Origin of the sequence: Escherichia sp. AM3 (genome assembly GCF_032029835.1) — a bacterium.
Taxonomy (GTDB): Bacteria; Pseudomonadota; Gammaproteobacteria; order Enterobacterales; family Enterobacteriaceae; genus Escherichia; species Escherichia coli.
The window spans coordinates 1-22,382 of sequence record NZ_JAVUPQ010000021.1 but is presented as its reverse complement, the minus strand read 5'-3'; the positions used below and the strand labels follow the sequence as shown (position 1 = coordinate 22,382).

Genomic DNA, 22,382 nt, shown 5'->3' with positions numbered 1-22,382 from the left:
AAGGGCGGGTTCGCTTTCCCACAGGAGTTCCTCATGACGAATCGTATCTCTCGCCTCAAAACTGCACTGTTTGCCAATACCCGTGAAATCTCGCTGGAGCGGGCGCTGCTTTATACCGCCAGCCATCGGCAAACCGAAGGCGAACCGGTGATATTGCGCCGGGCGAAAGCAACAGCGTATATCCTTGAACATGTTGAAATTTCGATTCGTGATGAAGAACTGATTGCCGGTAACCGCACCGTAAAACCGCGCGCCGGGATTATGTCGCCGGAAATGGACCCTTACTGGCTGCTGAAAGAGCTGGATCAATTCCCGACGCGTCCGCAGGACCGCTTTGCTATCAGCGAAGAAGATAAACGTATCTACCGCGAAGAGTTGTTCCCGTACTGGGAAAAACGTTCGATGAAAGATTTCATCAACGGGCAGATGACAGATGAAGTAAAAGCCGCGACCAGCACGCAGATTTTCAGCATCAACCAGACAGATAAAGGCCAGGGGCACATTATTATTGATTACCCACGCCTGCTGAATCACGGGCTGGGGGAGCTGGTAGCACAGATGCAGCAACATTGTCAGCAACAGCCGGAGAATCACTTTTATCAGGCAGCGCTGTTACTGCTGGAAGCCTCGCAGAAACACATTTTGCGTTACGCCGAACTGGCGGAAACGATGGCGGCAAACTGCACAGATGCCCAGCGTCGCGAAGAGCTGCTGACTATTGCGGAGATCTCCCGCCATAACGCGCAACATAAGCCGCAGACGTTCTGGCAGGCGTGCCAGTTATTCTGGTACATGAACATCATTCTGCAATACGAATCCAACGCCAGTTCGCTATCGTTGGGGCGCTTCGACCAGTATATGTTGCCGTTCTATCAGACATCATTAACCCAGGGCGAAGATGCGGCGTTCCTGAAAGAACTGCTCGAATCTTTATGGGTGAAATGCAACGACATCGTGCTGTTGCGCTCCACCAGCAGCGCGCGTTATTTCGCCGGTTTCCCGACCGGCTATACCGCACTGCTCGGCGGGTTAACCGAGAACGGACGTAGCGCGGTGAACGTGCTTTCGTTCCTTTGCCTTGACGCCTATCAAAGCGTGCAATTACCGCAACCGAACCTCGGCGTGCGCACTAACGCCTTGATCGACACGCCGTTCCTGATGAAAACCGCCGAAACCATTCGCCTCGGCACCGGTATTCCGCAAATCTTTAACGATGAAGTGGTGGTGCCAGCGTTCCTCAACCGTGGCGTTTCGCTGGAAGATGCGCGCGACTATTCCGTAGTGGGCTGTGTGGAATTATCTATTCCCGGCAGAACCTACGGCTTGCATGACATCGCGATGTTTAACCTGCTGAAAGTGATGGAAATCTGCCTGCATGAAAATGAAGGCAATGCCGCGCTGACTTATGAAGGTTTACTGGAACAGATCCGTGCCAAGATCAGCCACTACATCACCCTGATGGTTGAAGGCAGTAATATTTGCGATATCGGCCATCGCGACTGGGCACCTGTACCGCTGCTCTCGTCTTTTATCAGCGATTGTCTGGAAAAAGGCCGCGATATTACCGATGGCGGCGCGCGTTATAACTTCTCCGGCGTACAGGGGATCGGTATCGCCAACCTGAGCGATTCTCTCCATGCGTTGAAAGGGATGGTTTTTGATCAACAGCGTTTAAGTTTTGACGAATTGCTGTCGGTATTAAAAGCCAACTTTGCAACGCCAGAAGGCGAAAAAGTCCGCGCTCGCTTAATTAACCGCTTTGAGAAATACGGTAACGATATCGACGAGGTGGATAACATTAGCGCCGAACTGTTGCGCCACTACTGCAAAGAAGTGGAAAAATACCAGAACCCGCGCGGCGGCTACTTCACGCCGGGATCGTATACCGTTTCTGCTCACGTTCCGTTGGGATCGGTGGTTGGCGCGACGCCAGACGGTCGTTTTGCCGGAGAACAGCTGGCAGACGGCGGCTTGTCACCTATGCTGGGTCAGGACGCACAAGGGCCAACGGCGGTACTGAAGTCAGTCAGTAAGCTCGATAACACACTGCTGTCTAACGGTACATTGCTGAACGTGAAATTCACTCCGGCGACCCTGGAAGGTGAAGCGGGATTACGCAAACTGGCCGACTTCTTACGGGCGTTTACCCAGCTTAAGTTACAACATATTCAGTTTAACGTGGTGAACGCCGACACGTTGCGGGAAGCGCAACAGCGCCCACAAGATTATGCCGGGCTGGTGGTGCGCGTTGCCGGATACAGCGCCTTCTTTGTCGAACTGTCGAAGGAGATCCAGGATGACATCATCCGCCGGACAGCGCATCAGCTGTAACGTTGTGGAAACGCGCCGCAATGATGTGGCGCGCATTTTCAACATTCAGCGTTATTCACTGAATGACGGTGAGGGCATTCGTACGGTGGTCTTTTTTAAAGGCTGTCCGCATCTTTGCCCGTGGTGTGCTAATCCGGAGTCGATCTCCGGCAAAATCCAGACGGTACGCAGAGAGGCGAAATGTCTGCACTGTGCGAAATGTTTGCGTGATGCGGATGAATGCCCCTCCGGGGCGTTTGAACGGATTGGTCGCGATATCAGCCTTGACGCTCTGGAACGGGAAGTGATGAAAGATGACATTTTTTTTCGCACGTCCGGCGGCGGCGTCACGCTTTCTGGCAGCGAAGTGTTAATGCAGGCGGAGTTTGCTACCCGTTTTTTACAGCGACTGCGGCTGTGGGGTGTGTCATGCGCCATTGAAACTGCCGGAGACGCGCCAGCAAGCAAGCTGTTACCGCTGGCGAAATTGTGCGATGAAGTGCTGTTCGATTTAAAAATTATGGACGCGACTCAGGCGCGGGATGTGGTGAAGATGAACCTGCCACGCGTGCTGGAGAATCTGCGTTTGCTGGTGAGTGAGGGTGTCAACGTGATCCCGCGTTTACCGTTGATCCCTGGTTTCACGCTCAGCCGGGAGAATATGCAGCAGGCGCTGGATGTACTGATCCCGCTGAAAATCAGGCAGATCCATCTGTTACCGTTTCATCAGTACGGCGAACCGAAATACCGCCTGCTGGGGAAAACATGGTCGATGAAAGAGGTGCCTGCGCCGTCGTCAGCCGATGTGACAACGATGCGCGAAATGGCAGAACGGGCCGGATTTCAGGTTACCGTGGGAGGTTAAAATGGCATACCTGGTGGCAGTAACCGCCTGCGTCAGTGGCGTGGCGCATACTTATATGGCGGCGGAACGGCTGGAAAAGTTGTGCCTGTTAGAGAAGTGGGGAGTCAGCATTGAAACTCAGGGCGCGCTGGGAACGGAGAATCGTTTAGCGGACGAGGATATCCGTCGGGCGGATGTTGCTCTGTTGATTACGGATATCGAGCTTGCCGGTGCCGAGCGATTTGAACATTGCCGCTATGTGCAATGCAGCATCTACGCATTCCTGCGTGAGCCGCAGCGGGTAATGAGCGCGGTGCGCAAAGTGCTTTCTGCGCCGCAGCAAACCCATCTTATTCTGGAGTAGTCGGTTTTTCTGTCAGTTGGCTGTGGTACTGCCGACGATATTCCGACGGCGAGCGTTCGGTGTTTTTACGAAACAGACGGCAGAAGTAGTTGCTGTCGACAAAGCCGCAGGCGTGCGCCACTTCTTTTACCTTCAGGTCATAGCCTTTCAATAACGTCTTAGCGTGCTCCAGTCGCGTGTGATTCAGGTATTCGTTAAAACCAATGGCCCCCGTTTTTTGAAACAGGTGCGAGAGGTAATTTGGCGAAATATAAAACGCCTGCGCAACAGATTCGCGGGTAAGCGCGGAGGCATAGCGTTCGTCGATATAATCGCGAATAGCTTCAAATAGTGCCTGGCTGCGTGAGGCGGTCTGGATTTGGCTGCCAAGCAAATCGCGGCAGTGGCTAAGCAGGCTGGCGACGATAAGCCTTGCCGTTTGCTGCTCCTGCGGCTGCATTTGCATTTCATTGAGCGTTTGTAGCAGAAAAGAACCTATGCGTGGGCCGCGCCGGGCGACGTGTTGCTTCGCCAGATTTTGATATTGTTTGCCATCCCATTGCACGACGCTGAAGCCGAGTTGCTGTTTGCCAAACAGCACGCTAAAGGTGGTAGCGGGTGTTTTCCATTGTGGGAAATTCCAGCCACCAGCGGCAACGTACAGCACATCGCCGGGAACTAACGTTGCTCCAGCGCCGGTATCAACAAACTCACCTTCCAGCACAATTTCCAGCCGTGGAAAATCGACCTGATACGCAAGATCGGGCACCGGGCCGTTACTGCTGGCAAAGTAAATCTGGCGCAGGGACAGCGGGCCGTTGATCAGGCGGGAGAGCAGATAGCTGACGTCGTGATACATGTTATTCCCTTAGGTATGTAGACGGGAAAACAGTAACTGGCATTATTAAAAAAGGCCACCTGAAAAGTGTGGCCTGAGGGGAGTTCGATGTAAACATTGCGGCAGTTGTATTGCCGGATGTGGCGTAAACGCCTTATCCAGCCTACCGCCGCGATCTGTAGGCCGGATAAGACGCGTCAAGCGTCGCATCCGGCAAATAGCGCCTGGCTGATAATTACTGATTACCCACCTGATCGCCATACGGCAGTGTGTCGTAATCGATCAGCGCGTTTTTCTTGTACGGGTTACCAATCCAGCGGGTAGTTTCTTTGAACTGCGGATTCACCACTGAACGGGTTGGATCGTAACCGTCGTAAGATAAGCCCGCCAAATCTGACCAGGTGTGGATCAGTTCCGCCAGGCTGTATTTACGATCGACATCCTGTGAGAAATCACGGGGATGAGTCGCTTGCCATTTTTCCGACGTCCACAGCAGGAACGGAATGGTGTACATATGACGCGTCGGGTTGTCCTCATTACGCCCCTGGGTTTTATGAGGCGGCGTGTCGTAAACCTCTTCACCGTGGTCAGAGAAGTAAACCAGGAATCCGTTCGGGTCTGCCGCTTTAAAGTCTTTAATCAGGCTGGCAACCACATGATCGTTATACAGGTTAGCGTTGTCATAATCGTTATATGATTCCAGCTCTTCTGCGCTTAATCCTGGCGGAACATGATCGGTATTGCCATCAAACTTGCCCTGATTTTCCGGGTAGCGGTATTTGTATTTGATATGCGTACCCAGCAGATGAACGATGATCAGTTTCTTCGGCGCAGGGTCATTCAGCACATCCTGGAACGGCTTCAGCACGTTGGTGTCGTATTCACGCGCACTCTGCGTACGTTGCTGGTTCATGTAGTACTGCTTGTCGGTCTGGCGCGAAAATACCGTCAGCATGGTATTGCGGGCGGTCATCGTCTGCTGGTTGGTGATCCAGAAGGTTTTATAACCCGCCTGTTTCATCATGTTCATCAGCGACGGCTGCGTCAGATACAGGTCCGGGTTCTTTTCATTGGCAAAGGTCAGCGCCTGTTGCAGGATTTCAATGGTGTACGGACGAGACGTAACCACGTTATTAAACACGGTCAGATTCGGATCGGTTTTATGCAGCGCATCCAGCTCCGGCGTGGTTTCACGCGGATAACCGTACAGACTCATGCGTCCACGCTGGGTTGACTCGCCAATCACCAGCACTAAGGTGCGCGGTTCGTTACCCGATTCATCTTTGAAATTAGCCAGCGGCGGCAAGGCATTATTTTCATTCAGTAGCTTTGTTAGCGAGTTTAGTTGCTGACGATACTGATAATAGCCGGTCAGGAATTGCCACGGTGCGGCAGGCTCCATACGCGAGGCCAGGTTATCCAACGTTTTCTCAAACGGCTTGTTTTTGATAAACGTATTCATGGCGATCGGATGCAGAATCAAGCCATAAAGCAGGGCAAAAGAGACAACATAACGCCACGGCTTTGGAATATAGACCGGGCGCAGGCGTGTCCACAGCAGAACTGCCACCGCCGTATAGGCCAGCGCGATAAGCACAATTTTCAGGCTGAAATACTGGCTTAAATACTCGCTGGCTTCGTTGGTGTTGGTTTCGAACATCACAAACAGAACGCTCTGCGAGAACTCCTGACCGTAGATGACGTAGTAGCACAGCGCCGCCAGAGAGGCCGCCCATAGCACCACGCCGATTACTGCGGCAATAATTTTAATCCGCTTCGGAAAGAGGAATACCGGGATCAACCACAGCGAACTGAATAACAGCGAGTCGCGAATGCCGTTAGTGCCACTATAACCACTGATGTAAATAATGGCCTGTAGCAGAGTAGAGAAAAACCAAAAGTAGAGCAGTGCCCAACCCAGGGCTTTCCAGCTAAAAAGAGGTTTAGCCTGGACTTCTGTGGAATGCATAGTAAGAACCTGTCTTGAAAAAATATCGCCGAATGTAACGACAATTCCTTAAGGATATCTGAAGGTATATTCAGAATTTGAATAAAATGCAGACAGAAATATATTGAAAACGAGGGTGTTAGAACAGAAGTATTTCAGAAAACCCTCGCGCAAAAGCACGAGGGTTTGCAGAAGAGGAAGATTAGCCGGTATTACGCATACCTGCCGCAATCCCGGCAATAGTGACCATTAACGCTTGTTCGACGCGAGGATCCGGTTCCTGGCCTTCTTTTTCTGCCTGGCGGGAGCGGTGCAGCAACTCGGCCTGCAATACGTTCAGCGGGTCGGTGTAAATATTCCGTAGCTGAATAGACTCTGCAATCCACGGCAGATCGGCCATCAGATGGGAATCGTTGGCAATCGCCAGCACCACTTTGATGTCTTCTTCTTGCAGGTTGCGTAACTCTTTACCTAACGGCCACAGTGCTTTGTCTACCAGGCGTTGGTCATAGTATTCCGCCAGCCACAGGTCTGCTTTGGCGAAGACCATCTCCAGCATGCCGAGACGCGTCGAGAAGAATGGCCAATCGCGGCACATAGCCTCCAGCTCGCTCTGTTTGCCGTCTTCGACCACTTTTTGCAGCGCCGTACCTGCACCCAGCCAGGCGGGGAGCATCAGACGGTTTTGCGTCCAGGCGAAGATCCACGGAATGGCGCGTAGTGACTCGACGCCGCCGGTTGGGCGACGTTTCGCCGGACGTGAACCCAACGGCAGTTTGCCCAATTCTTGTTCCGGCGTAGCGGAGCGGAAGTAAGGCACAAAATCTTTGTTTTCACGTACGTAGCCACGGTAGAGATCGCAGGAGATGACTGACAGTTCATCCATAATGCGACGCCAGCTCTCTTTCGGCTCAGGTGGTGGCAGCAGGTTGGCTTCCAGAATCGCCCCGGTGTACAGCGACAGGCTGCTGACGGTGATTTCTGGCAGACCATATTTAAAGCGGATCATCTCGCCCTGTTCAGTCACGCGCAGGCCACCTTTCAGGCTTCCTGGCGGTTGTGACAGCAGCGCCGCATGAGCAGGTGCGCCGCCGCGACCAATGGAACCGCCGCGACCGTGGAACAACGTCAGCTCAATACCCGCTTTTTCGCAGGTTTTGATTAATGCATCCTGTGCCTGATATTGCGCCCAGGAAGCTGCCATCACTCCCGCATCTTTTGCTGAGTCGGAATAGCCAATCATCACCATCTGTTTGCCCTGAATCAGGCCACGATACCAGTCAATATTGAGCAGCTGGGTCATGACATCGTTGGCGTTGTTCAGATCATCGAGGGTTTCAAACAGCGGAGCAACCGGCATCGCAAACCCGATACCCGCTTCTTTCAGCAGCAGGTGGACAGCCAGTACGTCGGACGGCGTTTTCGCCATCGAGATCACGTAGGCGGCAATGGAGCCTTGCGGTGCTTCGGCAATCACCTGGCAGGTATCGAGCACTTCGCGCGTTTCGGCGCTTGGTTGCCAGTTGCGCGGCAGAAGCGGACGTTTGGAGTTCAGTTCGCGGATCAGGAACGCCTGTTTGTCGGCCTCTGACCAGCTTTCGTAGTCGCCGATACCGAGGTAGCGGGTCAGCTCGCCCAGCGCTTCGGTATGACGCGTGCTCTCCTGACGGATATCAATACGGACCAGCGGTACGCCGAAACATTTCACGCGGCGCAGGGTGTCGAGCAGATCGCCGTTGGCGATAATACCCATGCCACACGCCTGAAGTGACTGGTAGCAAGCGTAGAGCGGTTCCCACAGTTCTTCGTTTTGTGTCAGCAGGCCTTCTGGTTTTGGCAGTTCTTCGCCTTTCAGGCGCGCTTCCAGCCATGCCTGTGTCGCCATCAGGCGAGAACGCAGGTTTTTCATCAGATAGCGATACGGTTCTGCGGCACCTTCTTCGCCAACCAGCGCCAGCAGTTCAGGGGTCGCTTCAACCATCGACAGTTCAGAAACCAGCACCTGAATATCTTTCAGGAACAAATCGGTGGCTTTCCAGCGGCTGAGTAGCAGGACGTGGCGGGTGATATCGGCAGTGACGTTCGGGTTGCCGTCGCGGTCGCCGCCCATCCACGAAGTAAAACGGACCGGAACAAATTCGACGGGCAGTTTGTAGCCGAGGTTCTCTTCCAGTTGTTCGTTCAGTTCGCGCAGGTAATTTGGTACGCCTTGCCACAGGCTGTTTTCCACTACGGCAAAGCCCCATTTGGCTTCATCTACCGGGCTTGGACGCAGCTTACGGATTTCATCGGTATGCCATGACTGGGCGATCAACTGGCGCAGGCGACGCATCAGCTGGTTGTGTTCGTAGTCAGCGATATCTTTGTTATCGAGCTGTTTTAAACAGGCGTTCACTTCCACCATTTTGTGGATCAGTGTACGACGGGTAATTTCGGTTGGGTGAGCCGTGAGGACCAGTTCCAGCGACAGCGATTCCACTGCTTTTTTGATGGTGTCTTCGCTCAGTTCCGGCTGGTTTTTCAGTTTACGCAGGGTGCGGGCGATCACTTCCGGGTTGCTGGCAGCTTCGCCTTTCGGCGAAATGCTGTGGTATTGCTCGGCGGTGTTGGCCAGGTTCAGGAACTGACTAAACGCACGCGCAACGGGCAGCAGCTCGTCGTTCGACAAATTTTGTAAGGTGGTGAGCAACTCCTGGCGGTTAGCATCATTGCCAGCGCGTGAAGATTTCGACAACTTACGGATAGTTTCTACGCGTTCAAGAATGTGTTCTCCCAACGCATCCTTGATGGTTTCTCCCAGCACTTTGCCGAGCATACTGACATTACTACGCAATGCGGAATATTGTTCGTTCATATTACCCCAGACACCCCATCTTATCGTTTGATAGCCCTGTATCCTTCACGTCGCATTGGCGCGAATATGCTCGGGCTTTGCTTTTCGTCGTCTTTTATAAAGCCACGTAAAAGCGGTGACGTCAAATGCTGCGAAATCGCTTCAGCAAACGAATAAATAGCAGGAATTTACGCCATTAAATTCACGACGCTTTAAATAAGCGTAACTTATGGAAATGTTAAAAAATCGCCATACATAACACCAAAGGTGTAGGTCGGATAAGATGCGCAAGCATCGCATCCGACATTATTGCGGCACAGGAGTTTGGCAACGGTGCCGGATGCGGCGCGAGCGCCTTATCCGGCCTACGTTTTAATGCCAGCAAAAATGGTGAATTACCTGGATAATCAACTCACGGGTGGGTTTAATAAACCGCGTCTCCAGATATTCATCAGGCTGATGAGCTTGATTGATGGAACCCGGACCGAGCACCAGCGTAGGGCATAACGTTTGAATAAACGGCGCTTCGGTACAGTAATTCACCACTTCGGTTTTTGCTCCGAGCAATTTCTCAACCACTTCAACCAGTTGATGATTCGGTGGGCATTCATAGCCAGGGATCGGCGGATGCAGCTCGTCGACCGTCAGACGACCCGGCCAGCGTTCGCTCACCGGAGCCAATGCATCGTTGAGCAAACCATTAAGTTCATTGAGTGTCATGCCAGGCAGCGGACGAATATCCATATGCAACTCACAGCAAGCGCAAATACGGTTAGAAGCGTCGCCACCGTGAATATGCCCGAGGTTGAGCGTAGGGTATGGCACGGTAAACGCTTCGTAGTGATAACGTTCTTTCAGGTTATCGCGCAATTGCAAAATATGCCCGATGGCGTCGTGCATTAGTTCGATAGCGTTAACTCCGCGTGCTGGATCGCTGGAGTGCCCCGACTGGCCCTGAATACGGATGGCGTTAGAGATATGACCTTTATGTGCGCGTACCGGTTGTAGTGACGTCGGTTCGCCAATGATGGCGCAATCCGGGCGCAGGGCGGTAGTTTCGGCAAAATAACGCGCTCCGGCCATACTGGTTTCTTCATCAGCAGTCGCCAGAATGTAGAGCGGTTTTTTCAGTTTCGTGACGTCGACATCGCGTAGCGCATCAAGGATAAACGCAAAAAAGCCTTTCATGTCGGCGGTGCCTAAGCCGTAAAGCTTGCCGTCATGCTCCGTCAGTGTAAACGGATCGCGCGTCCAGCGACCGTCATCAAATGGCACCGTATCGGTATGCCCCGCCAGCAACAAGCCGCCAGCCCCCTGTCCGATACTTGCCAGCATATTGAATTTGTTGCGAGTTCCTGGAACAGGCTGCACTTCCACATTGAAGCCCAAATCTTTAAACCAGTCCGCCAGCAGAGTGATTAAATCTGCATTGCTTTGATCGAGTGCCTCTTCCGTGGCGCTTATTGAAGGTGTGGCAATCAGAGCGCGGTAAATCTCGATAAATGGCGGTAATTTGTTTTTCATTGTTGACACACCTCTGGTCATGATAGTATCAATATTCATGCAGTATTTATGAATAAAAATACACTAACGTTGAGCGTAATAAAACCCACCAGCCGTAAGGTGAATGTTTTACGTTTAACCTGGCAACCAGACATAAGAAGGTGAATAGCCCCGATGTTGAATACGCTGATTGTGGGTGCCAGCGGCTACGCTGGCGCAGAGCTAGTGACCTATGTAAATCGCCATCCGCATATGAACATAACCGCTTTGACTGTTTCAGCGCAAAGCAATGATGCGGGAAAGTTAATCTCCGATTTGCATCCGCAGCTAAAAGGCATCGTTGATCTGCCGTTGCAGCCGATGTCGGATATCAGCGAGTTTAGCCCAGGGGTGGACGTAGTGTTTCTCGCCACCGCCCATGAAGTTAGCCACGATTTAGCGCCGCAGTTTCTTGAAGCGGGCTGCGTGGTGTTCGACCTTTCCGGCGCGTTTCGTGTTAACGACGCCACCTTCTATGAAAAATATTACGGCTTTACCCATCAATACCCGGAACTGTTGGAACAGGCAGCCTACGGTCTGGCGGAGTGGTGCGGTAATAAATTAAAAGAAGCGAATTTGATTGCGGTGCCGGGCTGTTATCCGACGGCGGCACAGCTGGCGCTGAAACCGTTGATTGATGCCGATCTTCTTGACCTCAATCAGTGGCCGGTGATCAACGCCACCAGCGGCGTGAGCGGTGCAGGGCGTAAAGCGGCCATTTCAAACAGCTTTTGTGAAGTTAGCCTGCAACCGTATGGCGTCTTTACTCATCGCCATCAACCAGAGATCGCCACACACCTCGGTGCTGACGTTATCTTCACCCCACATCTGGGCAATTTCCCGCGCGGCATTCTCGAAACCATTACCTGCCGCCTGAAATCGGGTGTGACCCAGGCGCAAGTCGCGCAAGTGTTACAGCAGGCGTATGCCCATAAACCGCTGGTGCGGCTGTATGACAAAGGCGTTCCGGCGCTGAAAAATGTCGTTGGGCTGCCATTTTGCGATATCGGGTTTGCCGTTCAGGGCGAGCATTTGATTATTGTGGCGACCGAAGACAACTTACTGAAAGGCGCGGCGGCACAAGCGGTACAGTGCGCCAATATTCGTTTCGGCTATGCGGAAACGCAGTCTCTTATTTAAGGGTGCAATGATGAATCCATTAATTATCAAACTGGGCGGCGTACTGCTGGATAGTGAAGAGGCGCTGGAACGTCTGTTTAGCGCACTGGTGAATTATCGTGAGTCACATCAGCGTCCGCTGGTGATTGTGCACGGCGGCGGTTGCGTGGTGGATGAGCTGATGAAAGGGCTGAATCTGCCGGTGAAAAAGAAAAACGGCCTGCGGGTGACGCCTGCTGATCAGATAGACATTATCACCGGAGCACTGGCGGGAACGGCAAATAAAACCCTGTTGGCATGGGCGAAGAAACATCAGATTGCGGCCGTAGGTTTGTTTCTCGGTGACGGCGACAGCGTCAAAGTGACCCAGCTTGATGAAGAGTTAGGTCATGTTGGACTGGCGCAGCCAGGTTCGCCTAAGCTTATCAACTCCTTGCTGGAGAACGGTTATCTGCCGGTGGTCAGCTCCATTGGCGTAACAGACGAAGGGCAACTGATGAACGTCAATGCCGACCAGGCGGCAACGGCGCTGGCGGCAACGCTGGGCGCGGATCTGATTTTGCTCTCCGACGTCAGCGGCATTCTCGACGGCAAAGGGCAACGCATTGCCGAAATGACCGCCGCGAAAGCAGAACAACTGATTGAGCAGGGCATTATTACTGACGGCATGATAGTGAAAGTGAACGCGGCGCTGGATGCGGCCCGCACGCTGGGCCGTCCGGTAGATATCGCCTCCTGGCGTCATGCGGAGCAGCTTCCGGCACTGTTTAACGGTATGCCGATGGGTACGCGGATTTTAGCTTAAGTTTTGTTGGCCGGAGGCGCAGCTTTCCGGCATTGAATTTCAAAATAAGGAAACAGAGTTATGGCACTTTGGGGCGGGCGTTTTACCCAGGCAGCAGATCAACGGTTCAAACAATTCAACGACTCACTGCGCTTTGATTACCGTCTGGCGGAGCAGGATATTGTTGGCTCTGTGGCCTGGTCCAAAGCCCTGGTCACGGTAGGCGTGTTAACCGCAGAAGAGCAGGCGCAACTGGAAGAGGCGCTGAACGTGTTGCTGGAAGATGTTCGCGCCAGGCCACAACAAATCCTTGAAAGCGACGCCGAAGATATCCATAGCTGGGTGGAAGGCAAACTGATCGACAAAGTGGGCCAGTTAGGCAAAAAGCTGCATACCGGGCGTAGCCGTAATGATCAGGTAGCGACTGACCTGAAACTGTGGTGCAAAGATACCGTTAGCGAGTTACTGACGGCTAACCGGCAGCTGCAATCGGCGCTGGTGGAAACCGCACAAAACAATCAGGACGCGGTAATGCCAGGTTACACTCACCTGCAACGCGCCCAGCCGGTGACGTTCGCGCACTGGTGCCTGGCCTATGTTGAGATGCTGGCGCGTGATGAAAGCCGTTTGCAGGATGCGCTTAAGCGTCTGGATGTCAGCCCGCTAGGCTGTGGCGCGCTGGCGGGAACGGCCTATGAAATCGACCGTGAACAGTTAGCAGGCTGGCTGGGCTTTGCTTCGGCGACCCGTAACAGTCTCGACAGCGTTTCTGACCGTGACCATGTGTTGGAACTGCTTTCTGCTGCCGCTATCGGCATGGTGCATCTGTCGCGTTTTGCTGAAGATCTGATTTTCTTTAACACCGGCGAAGCGGGGTTTGTGGAGCTTTCTGACCGCGTGACTTCCGGTTCATCATTAATGCCGCAGAAGAAAAACCCGGATGCGCTGGAGCTGATTCGCGGTAAATGCGGTCGGGTGCAGGGGGCGTTAACCGGCATGATGATGACGCTGAAAGGTTTGCCGCTGGCTTACAACAAAGATATGCAGGAAGACAAAGAAGGTCTGTTCGACGCGCTCGATACCTGGCTGGACTGCCTGCATATGGCGGCGCTGGTGCTGGACGGCATTCAGGTGAAACGTCCACGTTGCCAGGAAGCGGCTCAGCAGGGTTACGCCAACGCCACCGAACTGGCGGATTATCTGGTGGCGAAAGGCGTACCGTTCCGCGAGGCGCACCATATTGTTGGTGAAGCGGTGGTGGAAGCCATTCGTCAGGGCAAACCGCTGGAAGATCTGCCGCTCAGTGAGTTGCAGAAATTCAGTCAGGTGATTGACGAAGATGTCTATCCGATTCTGTCGCTGCAATCGTGCCTCGACAAGCGTGCGGCAAAAGGCGGCGTCTCACCGCAGCAGGTGGCGCAGGCGATTGCTTTTGCGCAGGCTCGGTTGGGGTAAGAACATTTATATGTACAAATTTGAGCCTGGCTTATCGCCGGGCTTTTTTATGGCAAAAAAAAGCGGATCCTGGAGATCCGCAAAAGTTCACGTTGGCTTTAGTTATTCGAGTTGAGAAACTCTCGAAACGGGCAGTGACTTCAAGGGTTAAAAGAGGTGCCGCTCCGTTTCTGTGAGCAATTATCAGTCAGAATGCTTGATAGGGATAATCGTTCATTGCTATTCTACCTATCGCCATGAACTATCGTGGCGATGGAGGATGGATAATGAATATTCGTGATCTTGAGTACCTGGTGGCATTGGCTGAACACCGCCATTTTCGGCGTGCGGCAGATTCCTGCCACGTTAGCCAGCCGACGCTTAGCGGGCAAATTCGTAAGCTGGAAGATGAGTTGGGCGTGATGTTGCTGGAGCGGACCAGCCGTAAAGTGTTGTTCACCCAGGCGGGAATGCTGCTGGTGGATCAGGCGCGTACCGTGCTGCGTGAGGTGAAAGTCCTTAAAGAGATGGCAAGCCAGCAGGGCGAGACGATGTCCGGACCGCTGCATATTGGTTTGATTCCCACGGTTGGACCGTACCTGCTACCGCATATTATCCCGATGCTGCACCAGACCTTTCCAAAGCTGGAAATGTATCTGCATGAAGCACAGACCCACCAGTTACTGGCGCAACTGGACAGTGGCAAACTCGATTGCGTGATCCTCGCGCTGGTGAAAGAGAGCGAAGCATTCATTGAAGTGCCGTTGTTTGATGAGCCAATGTTGCTGGCTATCTATGAAGATCACCCGTGGGCGAACCGCGAATGCGTACCGATGGCCGATCTGGCAGGGGAAAAACTGCTGATGCTGGAAGATGGTCACTGTTTGCGCGATCAGGCAATGGGTTTCTGCTTTGAAGCCGGGGCGGATGAAGATACACACTTCCGCGCGACCAGCCTGGAGACACTGCGTAACATGGTGGCGGCAGGTAGCGGGATCACTTTACTGCCTGCGCTGGCTGTGCCGCCGGAGCGCAAACGCGATGGGGTTGTTTATTTGCCGTGTATTAAGCCGGAACCTCGCCGCACGATTGGCCTGGTTTATCGTCCTGGCTCACCGCTGCGCAGCCGCTATGAGCAGCTGGCAGAGGCCATCCGCGCAAGAATGGATGGCCATTTCGATAAAGTGTTAAAACAGGCGGTTTAAGCCATTTAGCGCAGCTACCCGATAGGCTTCCGCCATCGTCGGGTAGTTAAAGGTGGTGTTGACGAAGTACTCAATAGTGTTGCCGCCACCTTTCTGTTCCATAATCGCCTGACCGATATGAATAATTTCGGCAGCGCGCTCGCCAAAGCAGTGAATGCCCAGAATCTCTTTTGTTTCCCGATGGAACAAAATTTTCAGCGTGCCCACGTTCATGCCGACGATTTGTGCACGTGCCAGATGTTTGAACTGGGCGCGGCCCACTTCATATGGCACTTTCATCGCGGTCAGCTGCTGTTCGGTTTTGCCCACAGAGCTGATTTCCGGGATGGTGTAAATGCCGGTAGGGATATCTTCAATCAGATGTGCGGTGGCTTCACCTTTCACCAGCGCCTGCGCGGCAATGCGCCCCTGGTCATAGGCCGCCGACGCCAGGCTCGGATAACCAATCACGTCGCCCACCGCGTAAACGTGCGGCTGTGCGGTCTGATACATGCTGTTGACCTTCAGCTGTCCGCGACTGTCAGTTTCCAGCCCAATGTTCTGTAACGCCAGCGAATCAGTATTACCGGTGCGACCGTTGGCATAGAGCAGGCAGTCAGCTTTCAGTTTTTTACCCGACTTCAGATGCATGATCACACCGTCGTCACAGCCTTCGATCTTCTCGTACTCTTCGTTGTGGCGAATCACTACGCCACTGTTCCAGAAGTGATAGGAGAGAGAATCTGACATCTCTTGATCGAGAAATGCCAGCAGCCGATCGCGGGTGTTGATCAGATCCACTTTTACATCCATACCGCGGAAGATCGACGCATATTCACAGCCGATCACTCCAGCACCATAGATAAGTACATGGCGCGGTTCGTGGTGCATGCTAAGAATTGAGTCGCTGTCGTAAATGCGTGGATGGGTGAAATCAACATCTGTTGGATGATATGGACGAGAGCCGCAGGCAATAATAAATTTTTCAGCGGTTAGTGTTTCAACGCTGCCGTCCGGGCAATCCAGCGCCAACGTATGCTCGTCAACAAAGCGAGCGTTCCCCTGCAATATTTCACAGTGATTACGTTCGTAAAATCCCTGACGCATGCGCGTTTGTTGATTAATCACGTTATCGGCATGGTTAAGGATATCGGCAAAAGAAGAGCGGAGCAGTCGGGAATGGTCGCTGTATAGTGGGTTTTGATTGAATTCTATAATGCGGCTGACGGCGTGACGGAGAGCTTTCGACGGGATGGTGCCCCAGTGGGTGCAACCGCCGCCAACATTTTGATAACGCTCGATAACTGCGACGCGCGCACCTTGCTTAACCAGGCCCATTGCAGCGCCTTCGCCGCCGGGGCCGGAACCTATTACTATGGCATCGTAATCGTAGGAATGTGGCATGGTAGGGCTTACCTGTTCTTATACATAAAAGCAACAGAATGGTAACATTTTATCGCGGGTAAGCCAATTGATCCCCGTCATTTATCTGGCTATATCCTGAGCGGCCTTTGCTTTGTCTGTTTCTTACTTTTGCCCTGACGTTTTATTGGATTTTTATCGACGATACTCTCCGTTTAAGCGGCAGGTTTCCGCTGTACGTAAAAGAACCGGCCAAAGAATTGCAGTAAATATGTTTTATTGCGTTACCGTTCATTCACAATACTGGAGCAATCCAGTATGTTCATTCTCTGGTATAGTGCCAGCAGTACTTTTGGCAAGGATTCAGACATCGTGATGGGCGTAAGAGCGCAACAAAAAGAAAAAACCCGCCGTTCGCTGGTGGAAGCCGCATTTAGCCAATTAAGTGCTGAACGCAGCTTCGCCAGCCTGAGTTTGCGTGAAGTGGCGCGTGAAGCGGGCATTGCTCCCACCTCTTTTTATCGGCATTTCCGCGACGTAGACGAACTGGGTCTGACCATGGTTGATGAGAGCGGTTTAATGCTACGCCAACTCATGCGCCAGGCGCGTCAGCGTATCGCCAAAGGCGGGAGTGTGATCCGCACCTCGGTCTCCACATTTATGGAGTTCATCGGTAATAATCCTAACGCCTTCCGGTTATTATTGCGGGAACGCTCCGGCACCTCCGCTGCGTTTCGTGCCGCCGTTGCGCGTGAAATTCAGCACTTCATTGCGGAACTTGCGGACTATCTGGAACTCGAAAACCATATGCCGCGTGCGTTTACTGAAGCGCAAGCCGAAGCAATGGTGACAATTGTCTTCAGTGCGGGTGCCGAGGCGTTGGACGTCGGCGTCGAACAACGTCGGCAATTAGAAGAGCGACTGGTACTGCAACTGCGAATGATTTCGAAAGGGGCTTATTACTGGTATCGCCGTGAACAAGAGAAAACCGCAATTATTCCGGGAAATGTGAAGGACGAGTAATGAAACAAGCAAATCAAGATAGAGGTACGCTGCTGCTGGCGTTAGTTGCTGGCTTATCGATTAATGGTACTTTCGCAGCGCTGTTTAGCTCCATTGTGCCATTTTCTGTATTCCCGATTATTTCCCTGGTGCTGACGGTTTACTGCCTGCATCAACGTTATCTTAATCGCACTATGCCGGTAGGCTTGCCGGGTCTGGCAGCTGCCTGTTTTATTCTCGGCGTACTGCTGTACAGCACGGTAGTTCGTGCGGAATATCCGGATATCGGCTCTAACTTCTTCCCGGCAGTACTCTCCGTCATTATGGTGTTCTGGATTGGCGCGAAGATGCGTAACCGTAAGCAGGAAGTTGCTGAGTAATCGGTATTATGCCGGATGCTGGCGCATCCGGCATGGGTTTTACTTCGCGGTCAGTAATACGCCGCACTCCATATGGTGCGTGTAGGGGAACTGATCAAACAGAGCCAGACGTTCGACCTTGTGCGTCTGGCTTAATGTTTCCAGATTCTTGCATAACGTTTCCGGGTTACAGGAGATGTACAAAATACGCGGATACGCCTGCACCATTTTCTCGGTTTCACTGTCCAGACCGCTGCGCGGTGGGTCGACAAAAATGGTTTCGCACTGATAACTCTTTAAGTCGATCCCTTGCAGGCGGTTAAACTCGCGCACACCATTCATCGCCTGAGTAAATTCTTCTGCCGCCATACGAATAATTTGTACGTTATCAATATGGTTAGCTGCGATGTTGTATTGCGCAGCAGCAACCGACGGCTTAGCGATTTCGGTGGCTAATACCCGATCAAAATTGCGCGCCAGCGCTAATGAAAAGTTACCGTTGCCGCAGTACAGCTCCAGTAAATCGCCTTTTGAGCCTTTGGTTACGTCCAGCGCCCATTCCAGCATCTGAATATTCATCGCCGCGTTCGGCTGGGTAAAGCTGTTTTCTACCTGACGGTAGATCATCTCTTTCCCTGCGACCGGCAGACGTTCATCGATGTAATCCTGATCCAGCTCGATTTTGGTTTTCGTTGCCCGACCAATCAGATGCACATTCAGATTCTGCGCGCGCAGTGCATCGCGCAGGGCCTCCGCTTCCTGACGCCACTCATCATCCAGCTTCTTATGGTATAGCAGGGAAACCACCGCCTGATTACTCAGCGTAGTGAGGTAATCAATCTGGAACAACTTGTGGCGCAGAACGGGATTATTACGCACACCCGCAATCATCGCCGTCATCAACTGGTTGATAAGTTCACTGGCGGCGGGGAAGCTATCCACGCGGATGCGGCTTTTGGTTTGTTGATCGAAAATGATGTGATACAGGTCATCGCCATCGTGCCAGATGCGGAACTCCGCGCGCATCCGGTAATGACTGACCGGCGAGCGAAACACTTCCGGAACCAGGTCAGAAAACGGTGCCATCATACTTTGCAAACGTACCACTTTTTCGGCTAACTGCGCTTCATACTGTTCTGTTGGAAGGTGTTCGGGGGTCATGATGTATCCTGAAAAATTAAAGTACGCGGCGATTGTAGGGATTGCTCATCAGATGTCCAGATCTTGATGAATTCCTATTTGTGAGCTACGTCTGGACAGTAACTTGTTACAACCTGTAGCATCCACTTGCCGGTCCTGTGAGTTAATAGGGAATCCAGTGCGAATCTGGAGCTGACGCGCAGCGGTAAGGAAAGGTGCGATGATTGCGTTATGCGGACACTGCCATCCGGTGGGAAGTCATCATCTCTTAGTATCTTAGATACCCCTCCAAGCCCGAAGACCTGCCGGCCAACGTCGCATCTGGTTCTCATCATCGCGTAATATTGATGAAACCTGCGGCATCCTTCTTCTATTGTGGATGCTTTACAATGATTAAAAAAGCTTCGCTGCTGACGGCGTGTTCCGTCACGGCATTTTCCGCTTGGGCACAGGATACCAGCCCGGATACTCTCGTCGTTACTGCTAACCGTTTTGAACAGCCGCGCAGCACTGTGCTTGCACCAACCACCGTTGTGACCCGTCAGGATATCGACCGCTGGCAGTCGACCTCGGTCAATGATGTGCTGCGCCGTCTTCCGGGCGTCGATATCACCCAAAACGGCGGTTCAGGTCAGCTCTCATCTATTTTTATTCGCGGTACAAATGCCAGTCATGTGTTGGTGTTAATTGATGGCGTACGCCTGAATCTGGCGGGGGTGAGTGGTTCTGCCGACCTTAGCCAGTTCCCTATTGCGCTTGTCCAGCGTGTTGAATATATCCGTGGGCCGCGCTCCGCTGTTTATGGTTCCGATGCAATAGGCGGGGTGGTGAATATCATCACGACGCGCGATGAACCCGGAACGGAAATTTCAGCAGGGTGGGGAAGCAATAGTTATCAGAACTATGATGTCTCTACGCAGCAACAACTGGGGGATAAGACACGGGTAACGCTGTTGGGCGATTATGCCCATACTCATGGTTATGATGTTGTTGCCTATGGTAATACCGGAACGCAAGCGCAGACAGATAACGATGGTTTTTTAAGTAAAACGCTTTATGGCGCGCTGGAGCATAACTTTACTGATGCCTGGAGCGGCTTTGTGCGCGGCTATGGCTATGATAACCGTACCAATTATGACGCGTATTATTCTCCCGGTTCACCGTTGCTCGATACCCGTAAACTCTATAGCCAAAGTTGGGACGCCGGGCTGCGCTATAACGGCGAACTGATTAAATCACAACTCATTACCAGCTATAGCCATAGCAAAGATTACAACTACGATCCCCATTATGGTCGTTATGATTCGTCGGCGACGCTCGATGAGATGAAGCAATACACCGTCCAGTGGGCAAACAATGTCATCGTTGGTCACGGTAGTATTGGTGCGGGTGTCGACTGGCAGAAACAGACTACGACGCCGGGTACAGGTTATGTTGAGGATGGATATGATCAACGTAATACCGGCATCTATCTGACCGGGCTGCAACAAGTCGGCGATTTTACCTTTGAAGGCGCAGCACGCAGCGACGATAACTCACAGTTTGGTCGTCATGGAACCTGGCAAACCAGCGCCGGTTGGGAATTCATCGAAGGTTATCGCTTCATTGCTTCCTACGGGACATCTTATAAGGCACCAAATCTGGGGCAACTGTATGGCTTCTACGGAAATCCGAATCTGGACCCGGAGAAAAGCAAACAGTGGGAAGGCGCGTTTGAAGGCTTAACCGCTGGGGTGAACTGGCGTATTTCCGGATATCGTAACGATGTCAGTGACTTGATCGATTATGATGATCACACCCTGAAATATTACAACGAAGGGAAAGCGCGGATTAAGGGCGTCGAGGCGACCGCCAATTTTGATACCGGACCACTGACGCATACTGTGAGTTATGATTATGTCGATGCGCGCAATGCGATTACCGACACGCCGTTGTTACGCCGTGCTAAACAGCAGGTGAAATACCAGCTCGACTGGCAGTTGTATGACTTCGACTGGGGTATTACTTATCAGTATTTAGGCACTCGCTATGATAAGGATTACTCATCTTATCCTTATCAAACCGTTAAAATGGGCGGTGTGAGCTTGTGGGATCTTGCGGTTGCGTATCCGGTCACCTCTCACCTGACAGTTCGTGGTAAAATAGCCAACCTGTTCGACAAAGATTATGAGACAGTCTATGGCTACCAAACTGCAGGACGGGAATACACCTTGTCTGGCAGCTACACCTTCTGAACCACGTCCCACCGTGCTGGTGTTTGACTCCGGCGTCGGTGGGTTGTCGGTCTATGACGAGATCCGGCATCTCTTACCGGATCTCCATTACATTTATGCTTTCGATAACGTCGCTTTCCCGTATGGCGAAAAAAGCGAAGCGTTTATTGTTGAGCGAGTGGTGGCAATTGTCACCGCGGTGCAAGAACGTTATCCCCTTGCGCTGGCTGTGGTCGCTTGCAACACTGCCAGTACCGTTTCACTTCCTGCATTACGCGAAAAGTTCGACTTCCCGGTTGTTGGTGTCGTGCCGGCGATTAAACCTGCTGCACGTCTGACGGCAAATGGCATTGTCGGATTACTGGCAACCCGCGGAACAGTTAAACGTTCTTATACTCATGAGCTGATCGCGCGTTTCGCTAATGAATGCCAGATAGAAATGCTGGGCTCGGCAGAGATGGTTGAGTTGGCTGAAGCGAAGCTACATGGCGAAGATGTTTCTCTGGATGCACTAAAACGTATCCTACGCCCGTGGTTAAGAATGAAAGAGCCGCCAGATACCGTTGTATTGGGTTGCACCCATTTCCCTCTACTACAAGAAGAACTGTTACAAGTGCTGCCAGAGGGAACCCGGCTGGTGGATTCTGGCGCAGCGATTGCTCGCCGAACGGCCTGGTTGTTAGAACATGAAGCCCCGGATGCAAAATCTGCCGATGCGAATATTGCCTTTTGTATGGCAATGACGCCAGGAGCTGAACAATTATTGCCCGTTTTACAGCGTTACGGCTTCGAAACGCTCGAAAAACTGGCAGTTTTAGGCTGATTTGGTTGAATGTTGCGCGGTCAGAAAATTATTTTAAATTTCCTCTTGTCAGGCCGGAATAACTCCCTATAATGCGCCACCACTGACACGGAACAACGGCAAACACGCCGCCGGGTCAGCGGGGTTCTCCTGAGAACTCCGGCAGAGAAAGCAAAAATAAATGCTTGACTCTGTAGCGGGAAAGCGTATTATGCACACCCCGCGCCGCTGAGAAAAAGCGAAGCGGCACTGCTCTTTAACAATTTATCAGACAATCTGTGTGGGCACTCGAAGATACGGATTCTTAACGTCGCAAGACGAAAAA

17 protein-coding genes and 1 riboswitch are annotated in these 22,382 nt (G+C 52.4%); of the genes, 11 read left to right on the top strand and 6 right to left on the bottom strand.

Annotated features, from left to right (window positions below; all coding sequences use genetic code 11):
* The first annotated feature begins 33 nt into the window (after nt 1-33).
* From RTW80_RS10695 to RTW80_RS10685, 3 genes are read left to right on the top strand one after another with little or no spacing between them, the layout of a single operon-like run.
* Nucleotides 34-2,331: a formate C-acetyltransferase gene (locus RTW80_RS10695; protein WP_000184830.1), complete on the top strand. Its 2,298-nt coding sequence runs from the start codon at nt 34-36 to the stop codon at nt 2,329-2,331.
* Nucleotides 2,297-3,175, top strand: a complete 879-nt coding sequence (locus RTW80_RS10690; RefSeq protein ID WP_063119348.1) for a [formate-C-acetyltransferase]-activating enzyme — start codon at nt 2,297-2,299, stop codon at nt 3,173-3,175. Before RTW80_RS10695 ends, RTW80_RS10690 begins: the two co-directional genes overlap by 35 nt.
* A gap of 1 nt (nt 3,176) precedes the next feature.
* Nucleotides 3,177-3,518, top strand: coding sequence for a PTS fructose-like transporter subunit IIB (locus RTW80_RS10685; protein ID WP_000323846.1), 342 nt, complete (start codon nt 3,177-3,179; stop codon nt 3,516-3,518).
* Here the strand turns inward: RTW80_RS10685 and RTW80_RS10680 are convergent.
* The 4 genes from RTW80_RS10680 to argE all read right to left on the bottom strand — a co-directional run bounded on the left by RTW80_RS10680 (nt 3,505) and on the right by argE (nt 10,640).
* On the bottom strand, nt 3,505-4,356 hold the full coding sequence (locus RTW80_RS10680) for an AraC family transcriptional regulator (RefSeq protein WP_000274624.1): 852 nt from the start codon (nt 4,354-4,356) through the stop codon (nt 3,505-3,507). The genes RTW80_RS10685 and RTW80_RS10680 overlap by 14 nt on opposite strands.
* Nucleotides 4,357-4,570: 214 nt before the next feature.
* Nucleotides 4,571-6,304: a phosphoethanolamine transferase CptA gene (locus tag RTW80_RS10675; protein ID WP_000556295.1), complete on the bottom strand. Its 1,734-nt coding sequence runs from the start codon at nt 6,302-6,304 to the stop codon at nt 4,571-4,573.
* Between the two features lie 181 nt (nt 6,305-6,485).
* Nucleotides 6,486-9,137, bottom strand: coding sequence for a phosphoenolpyruvate carboxylase (ppc, locus tag RTW80_RS10670; RefSeq protein WP_001005579.1), 2,652 nt, complete (start codon nt 9,135-9,137; stop codon nt 6,486-6,488).
* A gap of 351 nt (nt 9,138-9,488) precedes the next feature.
* Nucleotides 9,489-10,640, bottom strand: coding sequence for an acetylornithine deacetylase (argE, locus tag RTW80_RS10665; RefSeq protein WP_001301272.1), 1,152 nt, complete (start codon nt 10,638-10,640; stop codon nt 9,489-9,491).
* Between the two features lie 153 nt (nt 10,641-10,793).
* On the opposite strand from argE, the gene argC reads away from it, so the two are divergent.
* The 4 genes from argC (at nt 10,794) to oxyR (ending at nt 15,200) form a co-directional block, all read left to right on the top strand.
* On the top strand, nt 10,794-11,798 hold the full coding sequence (argC, locus tag RTW80_RS10660) for an N-acetyl-gamma-glutamyl-phosphate reductase (RefSeq protein ID WP_000935370.1): 1,005 nt from the start codon (nt 10,794-10,796) through the stop codon (nt 11,796-11,798).
* A gap of 7 nt (nt 11,799-11,805) precedes the next feature.
* Nucleotides 11,806-12,582, top strand: coding sequence for an acetylglutamate kinase (gene argB, locus RTW80_RS10655; protein WP_001302318.1), 777 nt, complete (start codon nt 11,806-11,808; stop codon nt 12,580-12,582).
* A 60-nt stretch (nt 12,583-12,642) separates the two neighbouring features.
* On the top strand, nt 12,643-14,016 hold the full coding sequence (argH, locus tag RTW80_RS10650) for an argininosuccinate lyase (protein WP_001230087.1): 1,374 nt from the start codon (nt 12,643-12,645) through the stop codon (nt 14,014-14,016).
* 266 nt (nt 14,017-14,282) lie between these two features.
* A complete protein-coding gene (oxyR, locus tag RTW80_RS10645) occupies nt 14,283-15,200 on the top strand; it encodes a DNA-binding transcriptional regulator OxyR (RefSeq protein WP_001025939.1) in 918 nt (305 codons plus the stop codon).
* On the opposite strand, the gene sthA is transcribed toward oxyR, so the two are convergent.
* Nucleotides 15,183-16,583 (bottom strand): Si-specific NAD(P)(+) transhydrogenase, encoded by a 1,401-nt coding sequence (sthA, locus tag RTW80_RS10640; RefSeq protein ID WP_001120800.1) that lies wholly within the window; start codon nt 16,581-16,583, stop codon nt 15,183-15,185. The two genes, oxyR and sthA, sit on opposite strands and share 18 nt — an antisense overlap.
* Nucleotides 16,584-16,913: 330 nt before the next feature.
* On the opposite strand from sthA, the gene fabR reads away from it, so the two are divergent.
* Nucleotides 16,914-17,564 (top strand): HTH-type transcriptional repressor FabR, encoded by a 651-nt coding sequence (gene fabR / locus RTW80_RS10635; RefSeq protein WP_001309117.1) that lies wholly within the window; start codon nt 16,914-16,916, stop codon nt 17,562-17,564.
* Nucleotides 17,564-17,923, top strand: a complete 360-nt coding sequence (locus RTW80_RS10630; RefSeq protein ID WP_000806411.1) for a YijD family membrane protein — start codon at nt 17,564-17,566, stop codon at nt 17,921-17,923. The genes fabR and RTW80_RS10630 overlap by 1 nt, the downstream gene beginning before the upstream one ends.
* A gap of 39 nt (nt 17,924-17,962) precedes the next feature.
* Here the strand turns inward: RTW80_RS10630 and trmA are convergent, their stop codons facing one another.
* Nucleotides 17,963-19,063, bottom strand: a complete 1,101-nt coding sequence (trmA, locus tag RTW80_RS10625; RefSeq protein WP_000187022.1) for a tRNA (uridine(54)-C5)-methyltransferase TrmA — start codon at nt 19,061-19,063, stop codon at nt 17,963-17,965.
* Between the two features lie 113 nt (nt 19,064-19,176).
* A riboswitch (cobalamin riboswitch) is annotated at nt 19,177-19,367 on the top strand.
* Between the two features lie 64 nt (nt 19,368-19,431).
* On the opposite strand from trmA, the gene btuB reads away from it, so the two are divergent.
* Nucleotides 19,432-21,276: a TonB-dependent vitamin B12 receptor BtuB gene (btuB, locus tag RTW80_RS10620; RefSeq protein WP_000591359.1), complete on the top strand. Its 1,845-nt coding sequence runs from the start codon at nt 19,432-19,434 to the stop codon at nt 21,274-21,276.
* On the top strand, nt 21,221-22,078 hold the full coding sequence (gene murI / locus RTW80_RS10615) for a glutamate racemase (protein WP_000201820.1): 858 nt from the start codon (nt 21,221-21,223) through the stop codon (nt 22,076-22,078). Before btuB ends, murI begins: the two co-directional genes overlap by 56 nt.
* Nucleotides 22,079-22,382: the final 304 nt, after the last annotated feature.